Here is a 19922-nt window from a genome sequence, read left to right on the forward strand (position 1 = left end):
CGTACCCCGGGTGACCGGAGGGGGCGCTTCCCGGGCCGGCCGAACCGGCCGCAACCACCACCAATTCGCACGGATCATCGCCCTGTTGTCGTGCCCGGCGCAGGCAGCGGATACGGTGCTGACGTGGTGATCGAGAGGGAGGGGCCGGTGCCGGGTACTGCGCTGCTCGTCGCGGCGGCCCCCGTGAACAAGAGCCGTCTGGTCGACGCGGCCTCCGTCCTGCCCGTACTCGCGGCGGTGACCCCGGCGGCGCTCGCCGGGACCGCGACCGCGAGCGTGGTGGAACTGGCCGATCCGCTGGAGCCGCAGACCGTCCTGACCCGGCTGCGCGCCGCGGCCATGACGCCGGGCCCCCTGACCGTCTACCTGGTCGGACAGGTGCACCTGGACAAGCGCCAGCGCATGCCGCACCTCGCGCTGGCCAGGACCACCCCGGCCACCATGCGGTACACCGGGTTCCCGTGGCACTGGATCGCCCAGGAGGTGCGGATGCGCCCGGCGGGCGGCACCACGGTCTTCGCCGACCTGCACGCCGACGCCGAGAGCTGGCAGGCCCTTGCCGCGCACCCGCTCGACCTGGGACCCGGCGTCGCGCTGTACGGCCGCATCGCCCCGCCGGCCCGCCGCAGGACGCCCGCGGACCCCGCGTACATGAAGGCGCTCGCCACGGTCCTGCGCAGCGGGCACCGTCCGCCGCCCCTCCAGCTCCACCAGCAGGCCGTCGCCCAGTCCCTCGGCGACGACGCCAAGGACCTGGTGCTCGCCCTCGACCCCGCGGCGGCGCCGCCCGCGCACCCGCCGCAGACACCGCCCGGGCAGCCCGCCGACCCGCACGCGGCCATCACCGCCGCCGTGCAGGCGGGACGGCACGGCGAGGCCGCGGCCCTCGCCGCGTCGTGGGAGCAGGCGGCGCTGCGCACGCACGGCCCCGGTTCGAACGAGGTCATCCATTGGATGGAAGTCCGCGCCGACCTCGCCCGCTTCGCCGGTGACCCCGCGCGCGGCTGCGAGACGTGGCTCGCGGTGGCCGCGGCCCGCCTCGCGGCCGGCCAGACCTCCGACTCACCGGAGGTGGAGGCCGCGGCGGACCGCGCGCACCACCTCTGGGACCGCGTGCGCGACGCGGAGACCGTACGCGCCCTCGGCCCCGCCATGATCGCCCTGCGCCGGCAGGTGCCGGGCCGCCAGCGCGGCGCCCTCTCCCTGGCGCAGCGCCGCCTGGAGCAGTTCCACTCGCAGCACGTCGGCTGAGGCCCGGCGCCGTGTCCGGCGGCCCCGGGCCGCGCTCAGCGGGAGGCGCCGAACGCCTGGGTCCACCACGGCCCGCCGGACGCGCGGTGTATGCCGATGCCCAGCTCCTTGAAGTCGCAGTTGAGAATGTTGGCGCGGTGGCCCGAGCTGTTCATCCAGGAGTCCATCACCGCGGCCGGGGTCTGCTGGCCGCGGGCGATGTTCTCGCCGTACGTGCTCCACCGGTATCCGGCGGCGGTGATGCGGTCGCCGGGGTCGGTGCCGTCCGGGCTGGTGTGGTCGAAGTAGTCCCGCGCGTCCATGTCCGCGGAGTGCCTGGTGGCGGCCGTGGCGAGCTGGGAGTTGGCGCGGACGGGGCCGCAACCCGCCTTCGCGCGCTCGGCGTTGACCAGCGAGATGACCTGGTCGGCGGTGCCACTGGGGACCTGGGGAGCGGACGCCTCCGGCTTCGGCTTCGGCGGGGCCTTGGTGGGCGTCGGCGTGAGCTTCGGCTTCTTCGTCGCCTTGTCCCCGGCCTTCTCCTTCTCCTTCGTCTCGCCCTTGTCCTTGGACTCGCTCTTGCCGGGGGACGGCTTCGCCGAGGGCGACGCGGAGCGCTGGGCGGAGGGCGACGCGCTCTTCGCGGTCTTCGTGGCGGCGGACTCGGCCGGGGCGGCGGCCGTGGCCCTGGCGCTCTCGTCCTCCTCCGGGCCCGTGAGCAGGTGCACGGCCGCGCCCCCGGCGACGAGCGCGGCGACCGCGGCGGCCACCCCCGCCGTCCGGCGCTGCCGCTTGGCGCGAGCGCGGCGCGCGAGGACCCGCGCGGAGAGGGGCGCGTCCTCGGCGAAGCCGACCGTGACCAGACCGGGACGGGTGACCGCGCCGGTGAGGGCGGCCCCGACGGGCACGAGGGCGAGCGCCACGAGGAGCCGCTCGGCCGGCACGAGGTTCGACCAGTGGTCCGTGCAGACCGCGCAGTCACGGGCGTGGCGCGCCAGGCGCTTGCGCCAGAGGGCGGACGGCACGCCGTCCCAGCCGGAGGCTATCTGCTGGAGCCCCGCACAACGCGGCTCGGTCGCCAGGGCCCTGACCACCACGCGGCTGGTCTCCAGCTGCGCCTTCATGCGCTGCACCCGTACCGCCGCGTGCTGCGGGGACAGTTCGAGCGCCTCGGCGACCTCCGCCCGGGTCAGCTCTCCCGCGGCCTCCAGCCACCACAGCGACAGCAGGGCCCGGTCGTCCTCGTCGAGCCACCGGGTGGCCTCCGCGGTCTCCCTGCGCTGGCCCGACAGGCCGAGTCTGGTGATGGTCAGGTCCACGAAGTCCGCGCCCGGGTCCACGACGTCGTACCCGTCGCCGAGGCCGCCACCGCCGGGTATCGCGCCGGTGGCGCGCTCCCGCCAGTGCCCGCGTATCTGGTTCATGGTGATCGCCACGAGCCAGCTGCGGAAGTTCTCCGGGTCGCGCAGGCCGTCCAGACCGCCAAGGACCCGGATCATGGTCTCCTGCACCACGTCGTCCACGTCCGCGTGCCCGTTCAGGGCCCGCCCGACGATGTTGTAGACCAGCGGCAGGTACTCCGACACCAGGGTGTCCTGAGCCTGCTGGTTCCCGTCCTGTGCCGCCCTGACCCTCGCGACTTGGCGTTCGCTGCTCACGCTGTGTCCGCTTTCTCTGTGAGACCTGTTCTCCTCCGGCGACAAGGGAGACGCACGGCCCTGGTCCGGATAACAGAAACCGGTGGAACCGGTGCCCCGGGCCCTAACGTCCGTCGTGCGGGGAGAGCTGTTCGCACCGGGCCACGAGCCGGGACAGTTCGACGCGAGAGCGTACCCCGAGCAGTGCGAAGACGTTCCGCAGGTGGTGGTCGACGGTCCGCGGACTCACCGAGAGGTGCCGGGCCACCTCGCGGTTGGTGGCGCCCTCCGCGACGCGGCGGGCGATCCTGAGCTGCTGCGGGGTCAGAGACGACAGCGGGCCCTCGGGCGGCTCCGCGGCCCCGGCCTCGCCCGTGGCGCGCAGCTCGGCCCGCGCCTGCTCGGCCCAGGCACGCGCGCCGCACCGTTCGAAGGAGATCAGCGCGTCCCGCAGCCTGCCCCTGGCCTCGCCGGGGCGGCGCCTGCGGCGCAGCCACTTGCCGTGGAGGAGCTGGGTGCGGGCGTGCTCGAAGTCGCCGCCCGACAGTTCGTGGCGGGCCAGCGCCACCGCGTACAGGGCGTCGCTCTCCTCGGGGCCCGCGAGCAGCGCGTGGCAGCGGGCCAGCTGCGCGGGGGCCTGCGGATCGGCGCCCTGGGCCGCCCACTCGGCGAACTCCGCGACACAGCTCCGCGCCCGCTCGCCCTCCCCGGCGAGCACGGCCGCCTCCACGTAGCAGGGCACGGCGAGCATCCGCACCGCGAAGTGGCCGCGCCGCGGGCCCGGCCGCACCACGGGCCCGAGCCGCGCGGCGGCCTCCGGCGCGCGCCCGCGGCTCAGCTCATGGCGGGCCAGCGCCCACTGGGCCAGCGTCGCGGCCTGGGCGAGGCCGTGCCGGTCGGCGATCCGCGCGGCGGCCGCCGCCCGCGCGGTGACCGCCTCGCCGTCACCCTCGACCGACGCCACCAGGGCGAGGATCGCGTGGTGCTGGGCGGCGATGTTGCACTGCCCGGTGGCCGCCGCGGCCCGCAGCCCCTCCTCGGCGTGCGCCCGCGCCCGCGCGTGCCGCCCGGCGCGCAGCTCGGCGTAGGCCAGGTGCTCAAGGGCCTGCGGGACGTGGATGTCGGTGCCCGTCGCGCGTGCGGCGGCCAGCGCCCGGGCGTTGACACGGGAGGCCGCGGCGAGGTCCCCCGCCACGAGCGCGGCGACCCCGGCCCGCAGCAGCCGCCCCGGGTCGTCGGCCCGTTCGCCCTGGTCGACGACGTTGCGCAGCCGACGGCTCGCCGCGCTGAGCCGGCCGCGCATGACGACGAGCATGGCGGCGCGGTACTCCTCGGCCTGCGGGTCGGCGGCCGTACGGTCCCGCCGTGCGGAAATGGCCGCTGGGGGAGGGGCCGCGGGCGCAGCGGGCGCGGGCGGAGCGGCCATCGCGGAAGGGGCCGCCGGGGGCGCGGCCACCGGGGCGGTGGCGGTCAGGGGAGTGCCGAGCGCGGAGAGGTACGCCCTGGCGTCCCCCATGTCCCAGGCCGCCGCCATGGCGCAGAACCGGGCCTCGGCGGCGGCGTCCGGGTCGTGCGGCAGGAGCAGTTCCGCCGCGAGCAGCAGCGCCTCGCGGGCGTCGGCCACGGGCCCGTCGCCGAGCGCGAGCCGGCCCCGGGTCAGCTCGACGGCGCCGCGCACCAGCGGGTCGGTGGACTCGGCGCGCGCGGTGGCCAGCAGCTCCCGGGCACGGGCGGGTCTGCCCGCGAGCCGGGCGTGGTCGGCGGCCGCCGTCCTGCGCAGCGCGCGCTCCCGCGCCGCCTCCGTGAGGTCCGCCGCCGCGGCGAGGGCCGCCGCGCGCTCGGCGTGGCCGACGCCCGTGCCCGTGTCGTCGGCCGCGGCCACCAGCGCGGCGGCGAGTGCGGGGTCGGGGCCGGCCGCCGCCAGCGCCCGGTGCAGTCGGCGGAGCAGCGGCGGGGTGCGGGTGTCGTCGAGCGCGGCGGCGAGCAGCCGGTGGGCGGCCCGGCGCCGGGCGGGCGGGGCGTCGGCGTAGAGCCTCTCCCGCAGGCCGGGGGTGTCGAAGCGGACGCGGCCGTCCGCGAGGTGCACGACCCCGGCGGCCTCCGCGGGGACGAGGGCCGCGCCGTCGAGGCCCGCTGCCCCCGCCGCGCGCAGGACGAGATCGGCGTCGGCGCCCGCGCTCTCGGCCCCGGGCACATGCGCCGCGGCGGCGAGCAGCAGCACCTGCCCGGTCTCGGGGGCCAGGCCGCCGCAGGACGGCGCGGGCCTCGCGGGCAGCGGTCGCGGCAGGGCGGCCCGCCCGGAGAGCTGGGGCGGGGTCAGTCCGGCGACGATGCCGTGCAGGAGCCCCGGATTGCCGCCCGCGGCCCGCAGCACCTCGTCCCGCACGGCGGGAGCGGCCTCGCCCCGGGTCAGCTCGTCGAAGAGCGCGCCCGCCTCATCGGGGGCCAGCGGGTCCAGGCGCAGGACGGGCAGCTCGGCCAGGTGCGGGTCGTCGGCACGGCGCTCGGTGACGGAGACGAGCAGGCCGGCGGGGTGCGGCCCGACCAGGCGGCGGGCGGTGAAGCCGAGGGCGGCGCGGGACGCCGCGTCCCACAGGTGGACGTCGTCGACGCAGAGCAGGAGGGGGCCGCGGCCCGCCAGGTCGCGCACCATGGCGAGCAGGGCCCCCGGCGACTCCGGCGGCGCGGGGAAGTCCGCTCCCGCACACCACAGGGAGTGCAGTCCGCTGTAAGGGATCAGGCTCTCCGCGGGCACGGCCCGGGTGCTCAGGACCGTGCCCGCGCCCGAGGGGTGGCGGGAGCGGAAGGCGCGGGCGGCGTGCGCGAGCAGCGCGGTGCGCCCGAGCCCGGGGGCCGCGGCGAGCACGAGGGCGCCGCCACGGCCCGCGTGCACGCCGTCGGACAGGGCGTCGACGGCGCGCAGCCGGGCGCTCCGGCCAGCTGTCCGGAAGGGGGTCGTCACGGTCGTCGGTCCGGCCACGACCGTTAGGTTACTTCCGCGTAAACCGATGCGGAAGGCGTCGCTCAGGAGGTGTGCGGGCAGTTGCCCCGGTACTCCTCGATGGTCAGGCTCGGACGCGGCAGCGGGCAGAGGAACTGCTCGTAGCGCACGTCGTTGTCGATGAAGCGCTTGAGCCACGACACGCTGTACTTCGCGATCGTGGTGTCGGAGGTGTTCGGGGTGAAGTGGCTCGCCCCGTTCAGTTCCAGGTACGCCTTGTCGAGGGAGCCGGGGAGGCTCTCGTAGAAGGGCTCCGAGTGCGAGGAGACCGGGGCGATGGTGTCGCCGTCGGCGCCGACGACGAGCGTGGGCGTCCGCAGCTCCGGCCAGCTCTTGTCGAGGTTCCAGCCGGTCAGCGGGATCGCCGCCTGGAGCGCGGGACGGCTCTTGGCGGCTTCGAGGCTGCCGCCGCCGCCCATGGAGTGCCCCATGACGCCGAGTCTGTCGCCGTCGATCCGGCCGCGTACGGAGCTGCGCTCGGTCAGGTAGTCCAGCGCGGCCAGCAGCTGGCGGCCCCGGCTCGCGGGCTGGTCGAGCGTGGTGAGGGTGTCGATGGTGAAGACGACGAAGCCCTGCGAGGCGAGGCGCGGGCCCAGCCAGGAGATGGACGACTGGGTACCGGTGTAGCCGGGCGAGATCGCGACGGCGCCGAACGTGCCGTCGCTGGTCGACGTCGGGTAGTAGATCGTCCCGCCGCCGAAGTCGCTGACGCTCAGGGACGACACGCGCGCCTCGGAGACGGAGTAGTGGCCGCGCGATGCCTCGATGCTCGACACGGTCGGCGCCGGGCCCCGCTCGTAGGGGTTGTCCGCGGCGCCCGCGCTGGGGCTCTGGGCGGCGACCAGGCCGCCCGCGGCCAGCAGGGCGGCGAGGCCGGACCGCAGGAGGCGGCTGCGGGTCCGGTGCCTGCCGGGGGATGTCGTGGTGGTGGGCCGGGTCTCGTTGCTGGTCTGCTGCACGACGGTGGGTTCCTTTCGGGGGAAGGCGTCTGTCGGCAGCGGCCACTGTCCGGGCCATCCCCACCCCAGCGCATCGGCGAAATCACCGGTCTTCACCAACCGCATCACTCGTTCGGGCGTACGGGCGACCGAGGCGCGAGGCGCCGCGAGGGACACGGCCGGGCCCGGGGAGGGCGTCGTCCGCACGGCCCGCCGCCCGTCTTCTCCCGCTTCGCCCCGGGCGCCCGGAAGGCGGACACGTGCGGCCGAAGGGAGGATGACCGGACAGTCCGGCAGAGCCTGCGAGGTGGTAGCTGTGCAGACAGTCGTGGAGAAACGAGCGGTGATCTCGGAGTTCCTCGGTACGTTGCTCCTGGTCTTCTTCGCCGTGGGGTCGGCGGTGCTCTGCGTCGAGTACATCGGCACCCTCGGCATCGCGCTGGCCTTCGGATTCACGCTGCTGGCCCTCGCCTACACGCTCGGCCCGATCTCGGGCTGCCACGTGAACCCCGCCGTCACCCTCGGCATGCTCGTCGCGCGCCGCATCGACGTCCGCACGGCCGTCACGTACTGGGTCGCCCAACTCGTCGGCGGCATCGTCGGCGCGGCCCTGCTCTTCCTGCTCGCCAAGCAGGTGCCGGGGCTGCGGACGAGCGGCTCCTTCGGCAGCAACGGCTACGGCGGCCGGTCCGCGGTCGGCATCAACATCGGCGGCGCCTTCCTCGCCGAGCTGGTGCTGACGTTCCTGCTGGTGTTCGTGGTCCTCGGGGTCACGCACCGGGTGGCGGTCACCGGCTTCGACGGGCTGCCGATCGGCATCGCGCTGGCCGTCATCCACCTGGTCGGCATCCCGCTGACCGGCACGTCGGTCAACCCCGCCCGCAGCCTGGGCCCCGCCCTGTTCGCCGGGGGAGGCGCCCTGTCGCAGCTCTGGCTGTTCATCGTGGCGCCCATGGTGGGCGGCGCGCTCGCCGCGCTGGTGCACCAGGTGACCCACCCCGTGGGCGAGGAGCGCGTCATCGCGGACAAGGCGTCCGCGGCCTGACGGGCGTGGGCTCCCGCGAGAAGCGGGGCCGCGGGCGGCGTGACGCGCGCACCGCCCGCGGCCCCGCGGCCGCCGTCGCACGGACGACGGCGGCCGGCCTCAGCGGCGCCGACTCCGCTGAGACACACAGACCGCGGGGTCACGGCGGATCTGCGGGCCGCGTGACGGTGACCGGCACGGCAGGCTGTCACGTGCTTCCGCCGGAGCGGGCCCCACGGATGCACCGGACGGGCGTGCGTCGCGCCGGCTTTCCGGCACGTCCGGCCCCAGGGAAGCGGGCGCCTCAAGAAGCCGGGTCCTCCAGGAGCAGACGCAGGCGCCGCATCCCGCGCCGGGCGTGGCTCTTGACCGTGCCCAGCGGCCACCCCGTCAGCTCGGCGATCTGCGGCTGGGTGAGGTCCTCGTAGAACGCCAGGCACAGCACCGTCCGCTGCGGCACCGGCAGTCTCGCGAGCGCCCGCGTCAGCAGCACCCGGTCGACGGCGGCCTCCGCCTCCCCGGGGCCGGTGTGCCAGGGGATGTACCGCGCCCCCGCGCCCTCGACGAGCGCCGCCCTGCGGGCCCGCGCCGCCAGGCAGTCCGCGATCTTCCGCCGCGTGATGCCCGTCAACCAGGCCATGGGGGTGCCGAGTTCGGGCCGGTAGCCGGTCTGGCCGCGCCACGCGGCGAGGAAGACCTGCTGGGTGACGTCCTCCGCCTCACGGCTGTCGCCGAGGGCGCGCCGGGCCAGGGCGTGCACGCGCGGCCCCCCTCGGCGGAACAGCGTGACGAGGCACGACTCGTCACCGCGCGCCAGCCCCGACGCCAGCTCCGCCTCCGTGTCCGGCCCCTCGACGGGCCACGGTGACACCGCTGTACTCATCGACGCTTCGTCAGCTCCTCGGATCGGTCGGCAACCGCCCTGATTCCGGTCGGAACCGGGCAGGCGCACCACGGTCCCGGCCGCGGCGGGGTCATCTTGGGAACAGCCGCGTTCGCGCCGCAACGTGCGTCGGTCGTGCGTCGTATCGTGGGCGGATGGATGACTCAGGGGGGCGCCCGGAAGGGCGCGAGGACCAGGCGCGGGAGCGTCCGGTCGACGGCGGACCGGAGGACGCCGGAGTCTCCACCGGCGCGCTCGCCAGGCGGCTCGGGGTGTCACCGACGACGCTGCGGACCTGGGACCGCAGATACGGCCTCGGCCCCGCCCGGCGCGAGCCCGGCCACCACCGCCGCTGGTCGGAGCGGGACGTGGCCATGGTCGAGGAGATGGGCCGGCTCACCGCCGCGGGCGTGCCGCCCGCCGAGGCCGCGCACGCGGCGCTGAAACTGACCGGCGAGGAGCCCTCCGCGCCCGTGCCGAGGCCCCGCCGGGCGCGCCGGACCCGGCCCTCGGCGCCGGAGATGTTCGTACGGCAGCGCAAGGGCCTCGCGCGCGCGGCCACCCGCCTCGACGCGTCCGCCGTCCAGGAGTTGCTGACCACCGCGGTGGAGCGGCACGGCCTCGTCGACGCCTGGCAGGAAGTGATCACGCCGACGCTGCACGCGGTGGGCCGCAAGTGGGAGGAGGCGGGCGACCGGTACGTGGAGGTCGAGCACCTGCTGTCCTGGCACGTCTCCCGCACCCTGCACCGCTGCGCCACCGCCCCCGTCGCCCCGTCCGCCGCGGCCCCGCTCATCCTGGCCTGCGTCCCCGGCGAGCAGCACTCGCTCCCGCTGGAGGCGCTCAGCGCCGCCCTGGGTGAACTGGGCGTGCCGCAGCGCATGTTCGGCGCGGCCGTGCCCGTCGAGGCGGTCTCCGCCGCGGCCCGCAGGACGGGCCCTCCGGTCGTCTTCCTCTGGTCGCAGTCCCGGTCCACCGCGAGTGTGCCGCTGGCCCGGCACCTGGCCGACCTCCGCTGGGGCGTACGGGGCGCCAGGGGCAGGCCCGTCGTCATGCTGGGCGGGCCCGGCTGGGCGGGACCCGCCGTGCGCGGGACGCTGCGGCCGGCCAGCCTGCGCGAGGCGCTGGCCCAGATCGCGAGAGCGCACGGCGAACCGCACGACTCCACCGTCCCGTGGGCCACGTGAGACGCCGGGCCGGTCGGCGCTCTTGACACGTGCGTACGGGTTCGCGACCTTTGAGCCCGCCGCGCCGTTCGCATGGGGCACCGACCGTGGCACGGGCGTGCGCGCGGAGCGGCACGGTATCCGGAGACCAGCAGGACGCGAGAGCGTCATGGGGGGAGTGGTCGCCCATGCGATCGAGGAGCAACGGCCCATACGCCGTATCGGCCGGCCGCGCGCACGGCTCACCCCCCGTGGACCACGGGGAAGGGCGGCTGATCTAGAGGTGCGCATCACCATCCACAGACCCGACGACCTGAGTGCGTCGACCCGCTCCGCCTGGCACCAGGCGATGGACGAGTCGCCCGAGTACGCGAACCCCTTCCTGGCCCCGGAGTTCGCGGAGGCCGTCGGCCGCCACCGCGGCCGTTCGCTGGTGGCGGTCCTGCGGGAGAGCGGCCGTCCGGTCGGCTTCCTGCCGTACGAGCGCAACTCCTTCGGCGTCGGCCGGGCCATCGGCCTCGGCCTCTCCGACTGCCAAGCCCTCGTGCACCGCCCCGGCGTCATCTGGGACACCGAGGAGCTGCTGCGGGCCTGCGGCCTCTCCGTCTTCGAGTTCGATCACCTTGTGGAGGAGCAGAAGCCCTTCGGCGGACACGTCACGGGGACGTTCGCCTCACCCGTCCTCGACCTGCGGCCGGGCGACGGGGACTACGCGCGGTGGCTGCGCGAGGCGTACCCGAAGCTCGCCAGGACGACGCTGAAGAAGGAGCGCCGCCTGGGCCGCGACATCGGCGACATGCGCTTCGTCTACGACGAGCGCGACCCGAAGGTGCTGCGCACCCTCATGCGGTGGAAGTCCGCCCAGTACCGCAGGACGGGGCGCATGGACCGCTTCGCGCGGCCCTGGATCGTCGACCTGGTGGACCACCTCTTCGAGGTGCGCGAGGAGCACTTCGCCGGGGTGCTCTCCGTGGTGTACGCCGGTGACCGCCCGGTGGCGGCCCACTTCGGGCCGACGTCGCGCACGGTCTTCGCGGCCTGGTTCACCGCGTACGACCCCGAGCTCGGCTACTACTCGCCCGGCCTGCTGATGCACCTGCGGATGGCCGAGGCCGCGGCCTCGCGCGGGGTGCGCCTGATGGACATGGGGCGCGGCGAGAAGGAGTACAAGGACTGGCTCAAGACCCGTGAGCTGCGGGTCGGGGAGGGATTCGCGACACGGCCCCACCCCGTGGCGGCGGTGCACCGCATGTGGCGCAGACCGGTGCGCGGCCTGCGCAACACGGTCCTCGCCCACCCCCGGCTGCGGGAACCGGCCGACCGGCTCCTCAAGGCGGTCGGCGCCCTGCGCACGTCCGGCGCGTCCGAGGCCCCCGCGGCCCGGCCGGTCCGCACGCCCTGAGCACCTCCTCTCCACGGGCCGGCTGCCCCGCACGAGGCCGGCCCCGCTCTGCCCCCGAGAGCCCTGGACTCTCCCGGGCGGACCCTTTCGACGGCGACGAAGCGGAAGAGGCGGGATGTCCATGCCCTACGGAGCACGGCTGGCCGAGGAGATGACCCGGCGCCTCGGGCGCGGCTGCGTCTACACGCCGTCGGCCCGGCTCGCGCTCTACCTGGCACTGCGGCGCTGGTGCCGGCCGGGCGCGCGGGTGCTGATGTCACCGGTCAACGACGACGTGATCCTCTTCGTGGTCCTCGCGGCGGGCCTGCGCCCGGTACAGGCTCCCGTGTCCGCCTGGGACGGCAACATCGACCCGGCCGCCGTGCCGGAGTCGACGTGGCGCGACGTGGACGCGGTCCTGACCACGAACCTCTACGGGGTGCCGGACCGCGTCGTCGCCCTGCGCAAGCGCTGCGACCAGCTCGGCATCCCCCTGTTCGAGGACGCGGCGCACGCCATCGGCACGCGCGTCGACGGGCAGCCGATCGGGACGTTCGGCGACGCGGCGGCGTTCAGCCTGTCCAAGCACGTGGCGGCGATGGCCGGCGGCTTCCTCGCCGTCGAGGACGCGCGTACCCGGCGCGAGGTGGAGCTCCTGCGCGACGAACTCCTGACGCCGCGCCGCCTGCGCCACGATCTGACGACCACCCTCCGCCCGCTGATCCGCTCGGCCGCGCGTTCCTCGGGGCTGGTGCGTCCCGTGTGGCGGACGATGCAGCGCCTGGGCCTCCTCGAACGCGACACCTTCCGCATGGCCCTGCGGCCGGGGCAGCTCGCGGGGGCGGGCCGCCTCGCGCCGAGCCTGGCCGCGTACGAGTCCTGGGTCCGCGTCGACCTGCACGGCTTCCGCTCACGCCACGGCGCCCTCGTCCGCGCCCAGCTGAAGCTCCGCATGGCGCGACTGGAGGGCGACCTGGGCCGCAGGCGCGTCGGTGTCTCGCTGCTCGGCCAGACGGCCTGGGCAGGCCGGGCGCTGCGCGACCGCTCGGCGCTGGAGGGGCCGCCGCCCCTCTTCCGAGTCCCCCTCCTGGTCCACGACCGCGACGCCCTGCTCGACCGCCTGGTGGACCACGGACTCGTCTGCGGCTACGTGTACGACCCGCCGCTCGACGACTACGCGGGCGTCGAGTTCGTGGAGCCCTCGCCCGACCCCGCGGCCGCGCGCTGGTTCGCCGCGCACACGCTGCCCGCCGATCCGCTGCTGGCCCGCAGGATGATCAACGCGCTGACGGCGGAGCGGGCGCGGCCGGCCCACCCGAAGGCGCCGCTTCCCTCGATCCTTACCGACGGGTAATGTCGCGGGCCGAGGAACGGAGTACCCCATGGCCCGCACGTTCAGCGTGTCCCGCAGCATCGTGGTCGAAGCACCGCCGTCACTGGTGTACGAGCAGGTCGGCCGCCCTGCGCAGATGGGGCGGTGGAGCCCGGAGAACCTGGGCGCGACCCTCGCCGACGCGGACGGACCCGCCCGGGTGGGCCAGGTCTTCGTGGGGCACAACAAGCGCGGCGCCGTCCGCTGGACCACGCGCTGCACCGTGACCCGGGCGGACCCGGGCGCCTGCTTCGCCTTCCGCGTCCACGCGATCGGCCTCAAGCGCCCGCGCCTGCGCGGCCCCATCGCCACCTGGGAGTACCGCTTCGAGGCGGCCACGAGCGCCCAGGGTGTGCCGGGCGGGGCGACGCGCGTGACCGAGACCTGGACGGACGACCGGCGCTCGTGGCCCGACGCCGTGGCCAACGCCTTCGACCGGATCGCCACCCGGGGACACACGTTCGCCGCCTTCCAGACCGGCAACATCGACCGGACCCTGCGCAACCTCAAGCGGGAACTCGACGGGACGGCCCCCGAGAAGCGGTGAGCCGGGGCGCGTGACCGGGGCGCGTGACCGAAAAGAGCACGCGCCACCGCCGTGGGGTGTTGCCCCGGCCCCCGCGGTGCGCGAGTGTGCTCTGCCATGGACTGTGACCGCAGCGCCGCGGGCTTGCCTCTGTCCCGTCGTCAGCTCATCGTCACCGCCGGGGCGGGCGGGGCCCTCGTGGCCCTGGGGGCCGCACCGGCCCGGGCCCGCCCGCGGACCGGCGTGCCCCTCTCCTTCACCCGCGTCACCAACGGGGCCGCCACGCTCCCGCCCGGCGGCGGCCCGCTCGTCGCCGAGGCGCAGGCCATGCTCTGGTCGGCGCCCCGCACGGGCGGCGAAGCCGTGCCGCTGACCCCCGCGGACCTGGAGCCCAACCGGCCCGCGTACTCGCCCGACGGCCGACTGATCGCCTTCGGGGCGTACCGCGACGGCGGCTTCCACCTCTACACGATGCGGCCGGACGGCACCGGGCTGCGCCGCCGCACCGAGGGGCCCTGGGACGACCGCGGCCCCGCCTGGTCACCGGACGGCGCCCGCATCGCCTTCGCGTCGGAGCGCGGCGGCGACCCCGTGAAGGGCGGCCCCTACCGCATCCACGTCCTCGACCTGGCCGACGGCGAGATCACCCGCGTGACCGGCCTGCCGGGACAGGAGGGCCCCCTCCAGGACGGCCACTGGGAGGACTTCGACCCCACCTGGTCACCCGACGGCAAGCGCGTCCTGTTCGTCCGGGGGACGACCGTCACGGGGCCCCGGGGCGCTGCCCTCGAAGCCCGCACCGTCGCTGCGGTAGCCGCCGGGGGAGCGGGCCCGGTCGCCACCGTCCACACCGAGACCGCCGCCGCCCAGGTGATGACCCCGGCCGTCGCCGCCCACGGCGACCGCCTGGCCTACCTGCGCGTCACCGCCGCGCCCCACGCATCCTGTGCCCTCGTCGTCGACGGCGCCCCCGTCGCCCTCGACGGCGACATCGCCCCCGTACCGCCCCGCTGGACCGCCGACGGCAGGCTGCTGCTCACCGTGGACGGCCGCTTCACCCTCGTACGCCCGGACGACCCGGGCACGGCCGAGGCGATCCCGTTCGACGCCACCGTGCCGGTGGACCGCCCCCGGTACCGGGTCAAGGAGTACGACCTGGGCCTCGGCAGGGGCGGTCCCGTGCGCGGCATCCACCTGCCCGCGCTCTCACCGGACGGGCGGCGCGTCGCCTTCGCCGCGCTCAACTCCCTCTGGCTCGCGGACACGAGAGGCGGCCGGCCGCGCCGGCTGCGCAGGGCGACCGCCACCACGTACGTGCTCGGCCCCAGCTGGGCCAGGGACGGCAGGTCGCTCGTCTACGCGGACGACCGCGACGGACTGCTCGGCGTCTACCGGCACGACCTCGCCACCGGCGCCGAGACACCGCTCGCCACCGGCGGCCGGGTCCACCCCGCGCTCTCGCCCGACGGACAGCGGCTCGCCTGCCTCGACCTGACCGGACGGCTGATCGTCCGCGACCTGGCGGACGGCGCCGAACGCACCCTCGCCACCCCGCTCGGCGGGGGCGGACTGCCCGGCAGGCCGAGCTGGTCACCGGACGGACGGCACCTCGCCCTGTGCGACCGCAACCGGCTCAACTTCCGCTTCCGCGAGGGCTACAACCTCATCCGCGTCGTCGACACCACCACGGGCGACGACCACCTGCACGCCGTCGCCCCGCACACCTCGCTCGCCGACCGCTACGACTCCGGACCCGTCTGGTCACCGGACGGCCGCCACCTGGCCGTGATCGTGGACTCCGCGCTGCACGTCCTGCCCGTCACCGCCGACGGCGCCCCGCGCGGCGAACCGCGCCTCCTCACCGAGGAACCGGCCGACCACCCGTCCTGGTCGGGCGACTCGCGCACGCTCCTGTACCTGTCGGGCACCCGGCTGCGCACGATCGCGGCGGACGGCGGCCGTCCGCGCACCGTCCCCGTCTCCCTGAACAGCCGCAGGCCCGCCCCCGACGACCTGGTGGTGCATGCGGGGCAGCTGTGGGACGGCACGGGGGAGGGGACCCGGGAAGACGTCGACATCATCGTCCGCGGCGGCCGGATCCAGGCGGTGGAACCGCACCGCGCGCGCAGGGGCACGCGGTCCGACCGCCGCGTCGACGCCTCGCGGCGCACGGTCGTCCCCGGCCTCTGGGACAGCCACACGCACCCCTGGCAGAGCACGTACGGAGGCCGGCAGACGGTCGGGCAACTGACGTACGGCATCACCACGGCGGTGTCGCTCGGCGGGTTCGCCTTCGAGCAGGCCCGCGTCAGGGAGGCCGTGGCCGCGGGCGAGCTGGCGGGCCCGCGCCTGCTCACCGCGGGCGAACTGCTCGACGGCGCCCGGGTCGCGTACAGCATGGGCCGGGCCCACACGAGCCGGGCGGGACTGCGCCGGTCGCTGGCGCGGGGCGCCGCGCTGGACTGGGACTTCGTCAAGACCTACGTACGGGCGCCGGGCTGGGTGATGCGGGAGGCCGCGCGCTTCGCGCACGACCGGCTCGGGGTGCGGTGCGGCGGGCACCTGCTCTCGCCGGGCGTTCAGCTCGGCCAGGACCTGACGACGCATCTCCAGGCCACGCAGCGCGCGGAGTTCGGCCACGCGGTGACCGCGTCGGGCAAGGCGTGGGACGACGTTCTCGCCGTCTACGGAACGGGCTTCGCGCTCATCGCCACGCCGTTCACCTCGGCGCCGCTGCTGGGCGCGGACCCCGGCCTCGCGCGGGACCCGCGGGTCACCGCGGTCATGCCCCCGTGGGACGTCGCGCAGATCGAGGACGCGGCGGGCGTCCCGCCGACCGCCGCGCAACTGGCCACGCTGCGCACGGAGACCGACATCTACCGCCGCATCCTGGCCGCGGGCGGCCTGGTGGCCCTGGGCACCGACCAGCCCCTGGTCCCGGTGGGCCTCGCACTCCACCTGGGCCTACGGGCCCTGCACCGCGGCGGCCTCTCCCCGGCGGAGGCCCTGCGCACGGCGACGGTCCTGCCGGCCAGACTCTTCGGCCTGGACGAGGACCTGGGCACGGTGCGCCCCGGCAAGATCGCCGACCTCACGGTGGTGGACGGCGACCCCTTCACGGACTTCGCCACGCTGGTACGCACGACGGAGGTCGTACGCGCCGGGGTCCACCACCGCACGAAGGACTTGACCGAGGCCTACACCCCCCTCGACCACCAGCCCCCACCACCGGGCGGTTGGCTGGAAACCTCCCGCCTGATGAAGAGAGACGCCTGCTGCGACCCCCTGCGATGAACGTGCGGGCGGTGCGGTGACCTGCGCGAACAGGGAAGGCTTTGAGGGGTGCGGGGGGGGCAAGCAGGGCCGGGCCGGGGGGGCCAAGGCTTGGGCGAGGGGGAAAGGCTTTTGAGGGGCGCGGGGAACTGCGCAAAAGGGCGAGCAGGGCCGGCCCGGGGGGCCAAGGCTCCGGCGAGGGGGAAAGGCTTTTGAGGAGCGCGGGGAACTGCGCAGAAGGGCGAGCAGGGCCGGGCCGGGGGGGCCAAGGTTCCGGCGAGGGGAAGGCTTCGAGGGGCGCGGGGAACCGCGCGAGGGCCGAGCATGGCCACGCCCAGCACGCAGCGCCCGCCTCAGCGAACCCGCCCCCGCCCCGACAACCACCCCCGGCGAGAACGGGACGAGGCCACCCGCACCTCCGCCTCCACCCCCCGCGGCGCCGCAACCCCCCGCACCTCCGCCAGGGCCTCCCGAGCCAATGCCCCCAGCACCGCCCCCGGAACCCCGTCGGACGCGAGCGTCACGGTGACCCGCACCCGCAGCCGCGCGGAGCGGCCGAGCAGCACGACCCGCGCATCGGCCACACCCCGCACCGCACGGGCCCGCTCCGCCACCGCGGAGGCCAGCGCGGCGCCCGACAGCGTGACGTCCGCCCGGCCGAGCGCCAGCTCCCGCAGCCGCCCCGAGCGCAGTCGGCCGGCGGCCCACCACAGGAACAGCACCACCCCCAGGCAGAGCGCGGCGATCACCAGAGGCGTCCACCACCCCCGGTCGCGCCACCGCCCGAGGGCGTCCTCGTCGAGCCACACCCGGTCGGCCGGCAGCCGCGGCCACCCCGCGGGCAGCCGGCCCCGCACGGGTTCCGTCGCGGAGGCGAGCGCGGCGCCCGCGCCCACCAGGGCCGCCGCCAGCACCGCGTGCCCCACGGATGCGCCCGGCCCTCGCCCACTCTCATCTGTCCGACACGGATGCCGGAACGCCGTTACGCGCCTCAGAAGATTTCTTCGCCGCGGCGGGTAACGTGCCCTCGCCGCGTAACGCGGACGGCCTTCCATGTGTCGTAGGAGCACGGCCTGGACGAGAGGAGCCGCGTGTGCCCGGGGACCGGGGCGGAACGCCGCAGGAGGACGGAGCGGACGCGTCCGCACAGCGCCACGACGGATTGCTGGCGGTGCGCGCCGGGGAAGGCGACGAAGAGGCCTTCGAGGAGCTGATGCGCCGCCACGCCCCCGCTCTGCTGCGGCTCGCGACGCGGCTGCTCGGCAGCCGGACGGAGGCCGAGGACGCCGTACAGGAGTCGTTCGTGAGCGCTTGGCGCAAGCTGCCGGAGTTCCGCAGGGACGCGCGGTTCAGCACGTGGATACACCGCATCGTCACCAACCGGTGCCTGAACGTGCTGCGTTCGCGCAGGCCCTCCGTCGACCTGGAGGGCGTGCCCGAACCCCAGGCGCCCGAACACGAGGCGTCCCCGTCCCGGGTGGCCGAGTCCCACGCGGCCGTGGCCGACCTGTCCCGGGCGATGGCGGGACTCTCACCGGAGCAACGGGTCTGCTGGGTGCTGCGCGAACTCAACGGCCTCGCCTACGAAACCATCGCCGAGTCCGTCGGCATCAGTCCGGAGGCGGTGCGTGGCCGCGTCTTCAGGGCGCGGCGCTATCTCACGGAGGCGATGGCCGCATGGCGGTGAACGAGGGGACAGGACCGGGCGAGGGGTACGGCGCCGTCGGCGGGGGAGACGCGGCGCTCGACCGGGCGGAGCGTGAGCCGCTGCCCTGCGGCAGGGAGCTGTGGAGCGTCTGGGAGCGCCACGAGACCGGCGAGCCCGACCCCCACTCCGACGGGTGCCCGCACTGCACCGAGGCGCTGACGTCGCTGCGGCGCCTGGAGGACGTCGTCTCCACCGCCAGGGACGCCGAACCCGCGGAGGCGGAGCCGGACGCGTCGGCGCTGGTGGGCCGCGTCATGGACGTGGTCCGCCTCGAACTGCGGCCGGGCCGCACGCTGCCGCTCGGCGAGGACGACGAGGACGCCTGGATCGTGGAGGCCGCCGCCGCCCGGGTGGTCCGCGCGGCGGCCGAGACCCTGCCGGGGGTGCGGGCGGGCAGTTGCCGCATCGAGGGCGTGCCCGGCCAGGGGCCAGGCGCCGCTTCGGGGCAGGCCGTGCCGCGTGGCCCCGTCGTCATCCGCCTGGCGGTGGAGGTGGCGCTCACCTGGGGTCTTCAGGAGGTCGCGGACAGGGTGCGCCGACGGGTCCTCGAAGCCGCCGAGAGCGAGCTCGGCATGCGGGTCGTCGCCGTCGACGTGACGATCGCGGACATCATCGACGAGCGCGAGGAGCGGCCGTGACCGAGCAACTGGCCTCCGGCGAGCTGACCGAGGCCGTGGGCAGGGCGGTGCTCGCCACTGCGGGCGTCGCCTTCCTGCGGCCGGGGCTCGCCCAGCTGGTCCGGGCGTCGAGGACCATGGCCCGGGTGCGTCCCGGCGGCGCCGCGTCCGGCGGCCCTTCGTACGCCTCCGGGGTGCGGGTGACGCGGGACGCCGGGAACTGGCACGCCGAGGTGCACGTCGTGCTGCGCCGCGGTCACCGGGCCGTGGACGTGACCCGGGCGGTGCGCGCGGCGGTCACCGAGGCCGTGCGGCGCGCGGCCGGGACGGCGGACGACCCGCGGGTGACGGTGACCGTGACGGGGCTCGTCTGACGCCCGCACGGGACCTGGCGCTGTTGCCGTTCGGTGACATGCGGGACACAGCTGTGACGTACGGGAGGACAACGTACGCGGGGTCCGGCGGGTCGTAAGGGATGTCAGAGCGGTAAGGCGGAGGAATCCGCCGACGACTTGGGGGACACGATGATGAAGAGCACGCGTGTGAACAGGGGCCTGGTCGCCGCGGCAGCCGTGGTGGCGGCGGCCGGTGTCGCCGCCGGGACGGCGCCGGCCGCCGCGGCGGGGACGCCCCGCTTCCTCGCACCGTCCGAGCTGCCGCCGCACGCCACGTCCGCCTGGACCGCGGGGCCGGTCACGGCGGGGCAGCCGGACCCGCTGCCGATGTGTGTCGGCGAGGCGTTCCCGTCGACCTCCGTGCACCGCGCCTACCGCACGGAGCTGGACACCGGCGCCCTTCAGGTGACGGTCGTCGAGAGCAGCGAGCGGCGCGCCAAGGACTACGCGGCCCTGCTGCGCTCCAAGCTCGACGGATGCGCGGAGAAGGTGATGGCGGAGAACCCCGACATCACCGCCGAGCAGAAGTACTACGGCAAGCTGAACGTCGAGGAGGGCGCGCATGTCTACGGCGTCCACACGAACGCCTCGTGGGGCGCCACCGACATCAACATGTTCTCGGTGGGCCGTGACGGCACCACCGTGACGCTCGTGCAGTGGGGGCAGATGGGCGACTTCGACGACGCCCAGGTCGCCGACTTCAAGAAGACGACCGTCACGGCCGTGAAGAAGCTCCACTGACCCACGGCCCACGGCTGCCGACCAGCGGCC

Annotated in this window: 16 protein-coding genes; 11 read left to right on the top strand and 5 right to left on the bottom strand. The window is 75.6% G+C overall.

Annotated features, from left to right (window positions below):
• Positions 1-147 precede the first annotated feature (147 nt).
• The gene (locus DCW30_RS16225) at positions 148-1251 is read left to right on the top strand and encodes a hypothetical protein (RefSeq protein WP_076689655.1); all 1104 of its coding nucleotides are present in this window, start codon (positions 148-150) and stop codon (positions 1249-1251) included.
• 35 nt (positions 1252-1286) lie between these two features.
• Here DCW30_RS16225 and DCW30_RS16230 read toward each other — a convergent pair whose 3' ends face one another.
• From DCW30_RS16230 to bdeA, 3 genes are all read right to left on the bottom strand, one after another.
• Positions 1287-2888 (bottom strand): sigma-70 family RNA polymerase sigma factor, encoded by a 1602-nt coding sequence (locus DCW30_RS16230; RefSeq protein ID WP_076687533.1) that lies wholly within the window; start codon positions 2886-2888, stop codon positions 1287-1289.
• A gap of 103 nt (positions 2889-2991) precedes the next feature.
• Positions 2992-5847: a helix-turn-helix transcriptional regulator gene (locus DCW30_RS16235; protein WP_237283468.1), complete on the bottom strand. Its 2856-nt coding sequence runs from the start codon at positions 5845-5847 to the stop codon at positions 2992-2994.
• A 44-nt stretch (positions 5848-5891) separates the two neighbouring features.
• Positions 5892-6827, bottom strand: a complete 936-nt coding sequence (gene bdeA / locus DCW30_RS16240) for a bis(hydroxyethyl) terephthalate hydrolase (protein WP_076687534.1) — start codon at positions 6825-6827, stop codon at positions 5892-5894.
• A gap of 307 nt (positions 6828-7134) precedes the next feature.
• Here bdeA and DCW30_RS16245 point away from each other — a divergent pair, with 307 nt between their 5' ends.
• Entirely contained in the window at positions 7135-7851 is a 717-nt protein-coding gene (locus DCW30_RS16245) for an MIP family channel protein (protein WP_076689659.1), read from the top strand.
• Between the two features lie 283 nt (positions 7852-8134).
• On the opposite strand, the gene DCW30_RS16250 is transcribed toward DCW30_RS16245, so the two are convergent.
• Positions 8135-8713: an RNA polymerase sigma factor gene (locus tag DCW30_RS16250; RefSeq protein ID WP_076687535.1), complete on the bottom strand. Its 579-nt coding sequence runs from the start codon at positions 8711-8713 to the stop codon at positions 8135-8137.
• 155 nt (positions 8714-8868) lie between these two features.
• On the opposite strand from DCW30_RS16250, the gene DCW30_RS16255 reads away from it, so the two are divergent.
• The 5 genes from DCW30_RS16255 to DCW30_RS16275 all read left to right on the top strand — a co-directional run bounded on the left by DCW30_RS16255 (position 8869) and on the right by DCW30_RS16275 (position 16452).
• A complete protein-coding gene (locus tag DCW30_RS16255; protein ID WP_076687536.1) occupies positions 8869-9900 on the top strand; it encodes a MerR family transcriptional regulator in 1032 nt (343 codons plus the stop codon).
• Positions 9901-10162: 262 nt separating this feature from the next.
• Positions 10163-11281 carry a GNAT family N-acetyltransferase gene (locus tag DCW30_RS16260; protein ID WP_076687537.1) on the top strand — a complete coding sequence of 373 codons (1119 nt, stop codon included), beginning with the start codon at positions 10163-10165 and terminating at the stop codon, positions 11279-11281.
• 115 nt (positions 11282-11396) lie between these two features.
• Complete coding sequence (locus tag DCW30_RS16265; RefSeq protein WP_076687538.1) at positions 11397-12614, top strand: DegT/DnrJ/EryC1/StrS family aminotransferase; 1218 nt, start codon at positions 11397-11399, stop codon at positions 12612-12614.
• 28 nt (positions 12615-12642) lie between these two features.
• A complete protein-coding gene (locus DCW30_RS16270; RefSeq protein WP_062775725.1) occupies positions 12643-13179 on the top strand; it encodes an SRPBCC family protein in 537 nt (178 codons plus the stop codon).
• A 96-nt stretch (positions 13180-13275) separates the two neighbouring features.
• The gene (locus DCW30_RS16275; protein WP_076687539.1) at positions 13276-16452 is read left to right on the top strand and encodes an amidohydrolase family protein; all 3177 of its coding nucleotides are present in this window, start codon (positions 13276-13278) and stop codon (positions 16450-16452) included.
• A 332-nt stretch (positions 16453-16784) separates the two neighbouring features.
• On the opposite strand, the gene DCW30_RS16280 is transcribed toward DCW30_RS16275, so the two are convergent.
• A complete protein-coding gene (locus DCW30_RS16280) occupies positions 16785-17357 on the bottom strand; it encodes an Asp23/Gls24 family envelope stress response protein (RefSeq protein WP_076687540.1) in 573 nt (190 codons plus the stop codon).
• Between the two features lie 167 nt (positions 17358-17524).
• Here DCW30_RS16280 and DCW30_RS16285 point away from each other — a divergent pair, with 167 nt between their 5' ends.
• From DCW30_RS16285 to DCW30_RS16300, 4 genes are all read left to right on the top strand, one after another.
• Complete coding sequence (locus DCW30_RS16285) at positions 17525-18118, top strand: RNA polymerase sigma factor (RefSeq protein WP_373569010.1); 594 nt, start codon at positions 17525-17527, stop codon at positions 18116-18118.
• Positions 18109-18777 carry an Asp23/Gls24 family envelope stress response protein gene (locus DCW30_RS16290; RefSeq protein ID WP_205576631.1) on the top strand — a complete coding sequence of 223 codons (669 nt, stop codon included), beginning with the start codon at positions 18109-18111 and terminating at the stop codon, positions 18775-18777. Before DCW30_RS16285 ends, DCW30_RS16290 begins: the two co-directional genes overlap by 10 nt.
• Positions 18774-19130, top strand: coding sequence for an Asp23/Gls24 family envelope stress response protein (locus tag DCW30_RS16295; RefSeq protein ID WP_079250235.1), 357 nt, complete (start codon positions 18774-18776; stop codon positions 19128-19130). The genes DCW30_RS16290 and DCW30_RS16295 overlap by 4 nt, the downstream gene beginning before the upstream one ends.
• 150 nt (positions 19131-19280) lie before the next feature.
• Positions 19281-19892 carry a hypothetical protein gene (locus tag DCW30_RS16300; protein ID WP_076689665.1) on the top strand — a complete coding sequence of 204 codons (612 nt, stop codon included), beginning with the start codon at positions 19281-19283 and terminating at the stop codon, positions 19890-19892.
• Positions 19893-19922 lie beyond the last annotated feature (30 nt).

It is taken from the genome of Streptomyces alfalfae, assembly GCF_004127445.1.
GTDB lineage: Bacteria > Actinomycetota > Actinomycetes > Streptomycetales > Streptomycetaceae > Streptomyces > Streptomyces alfalfae.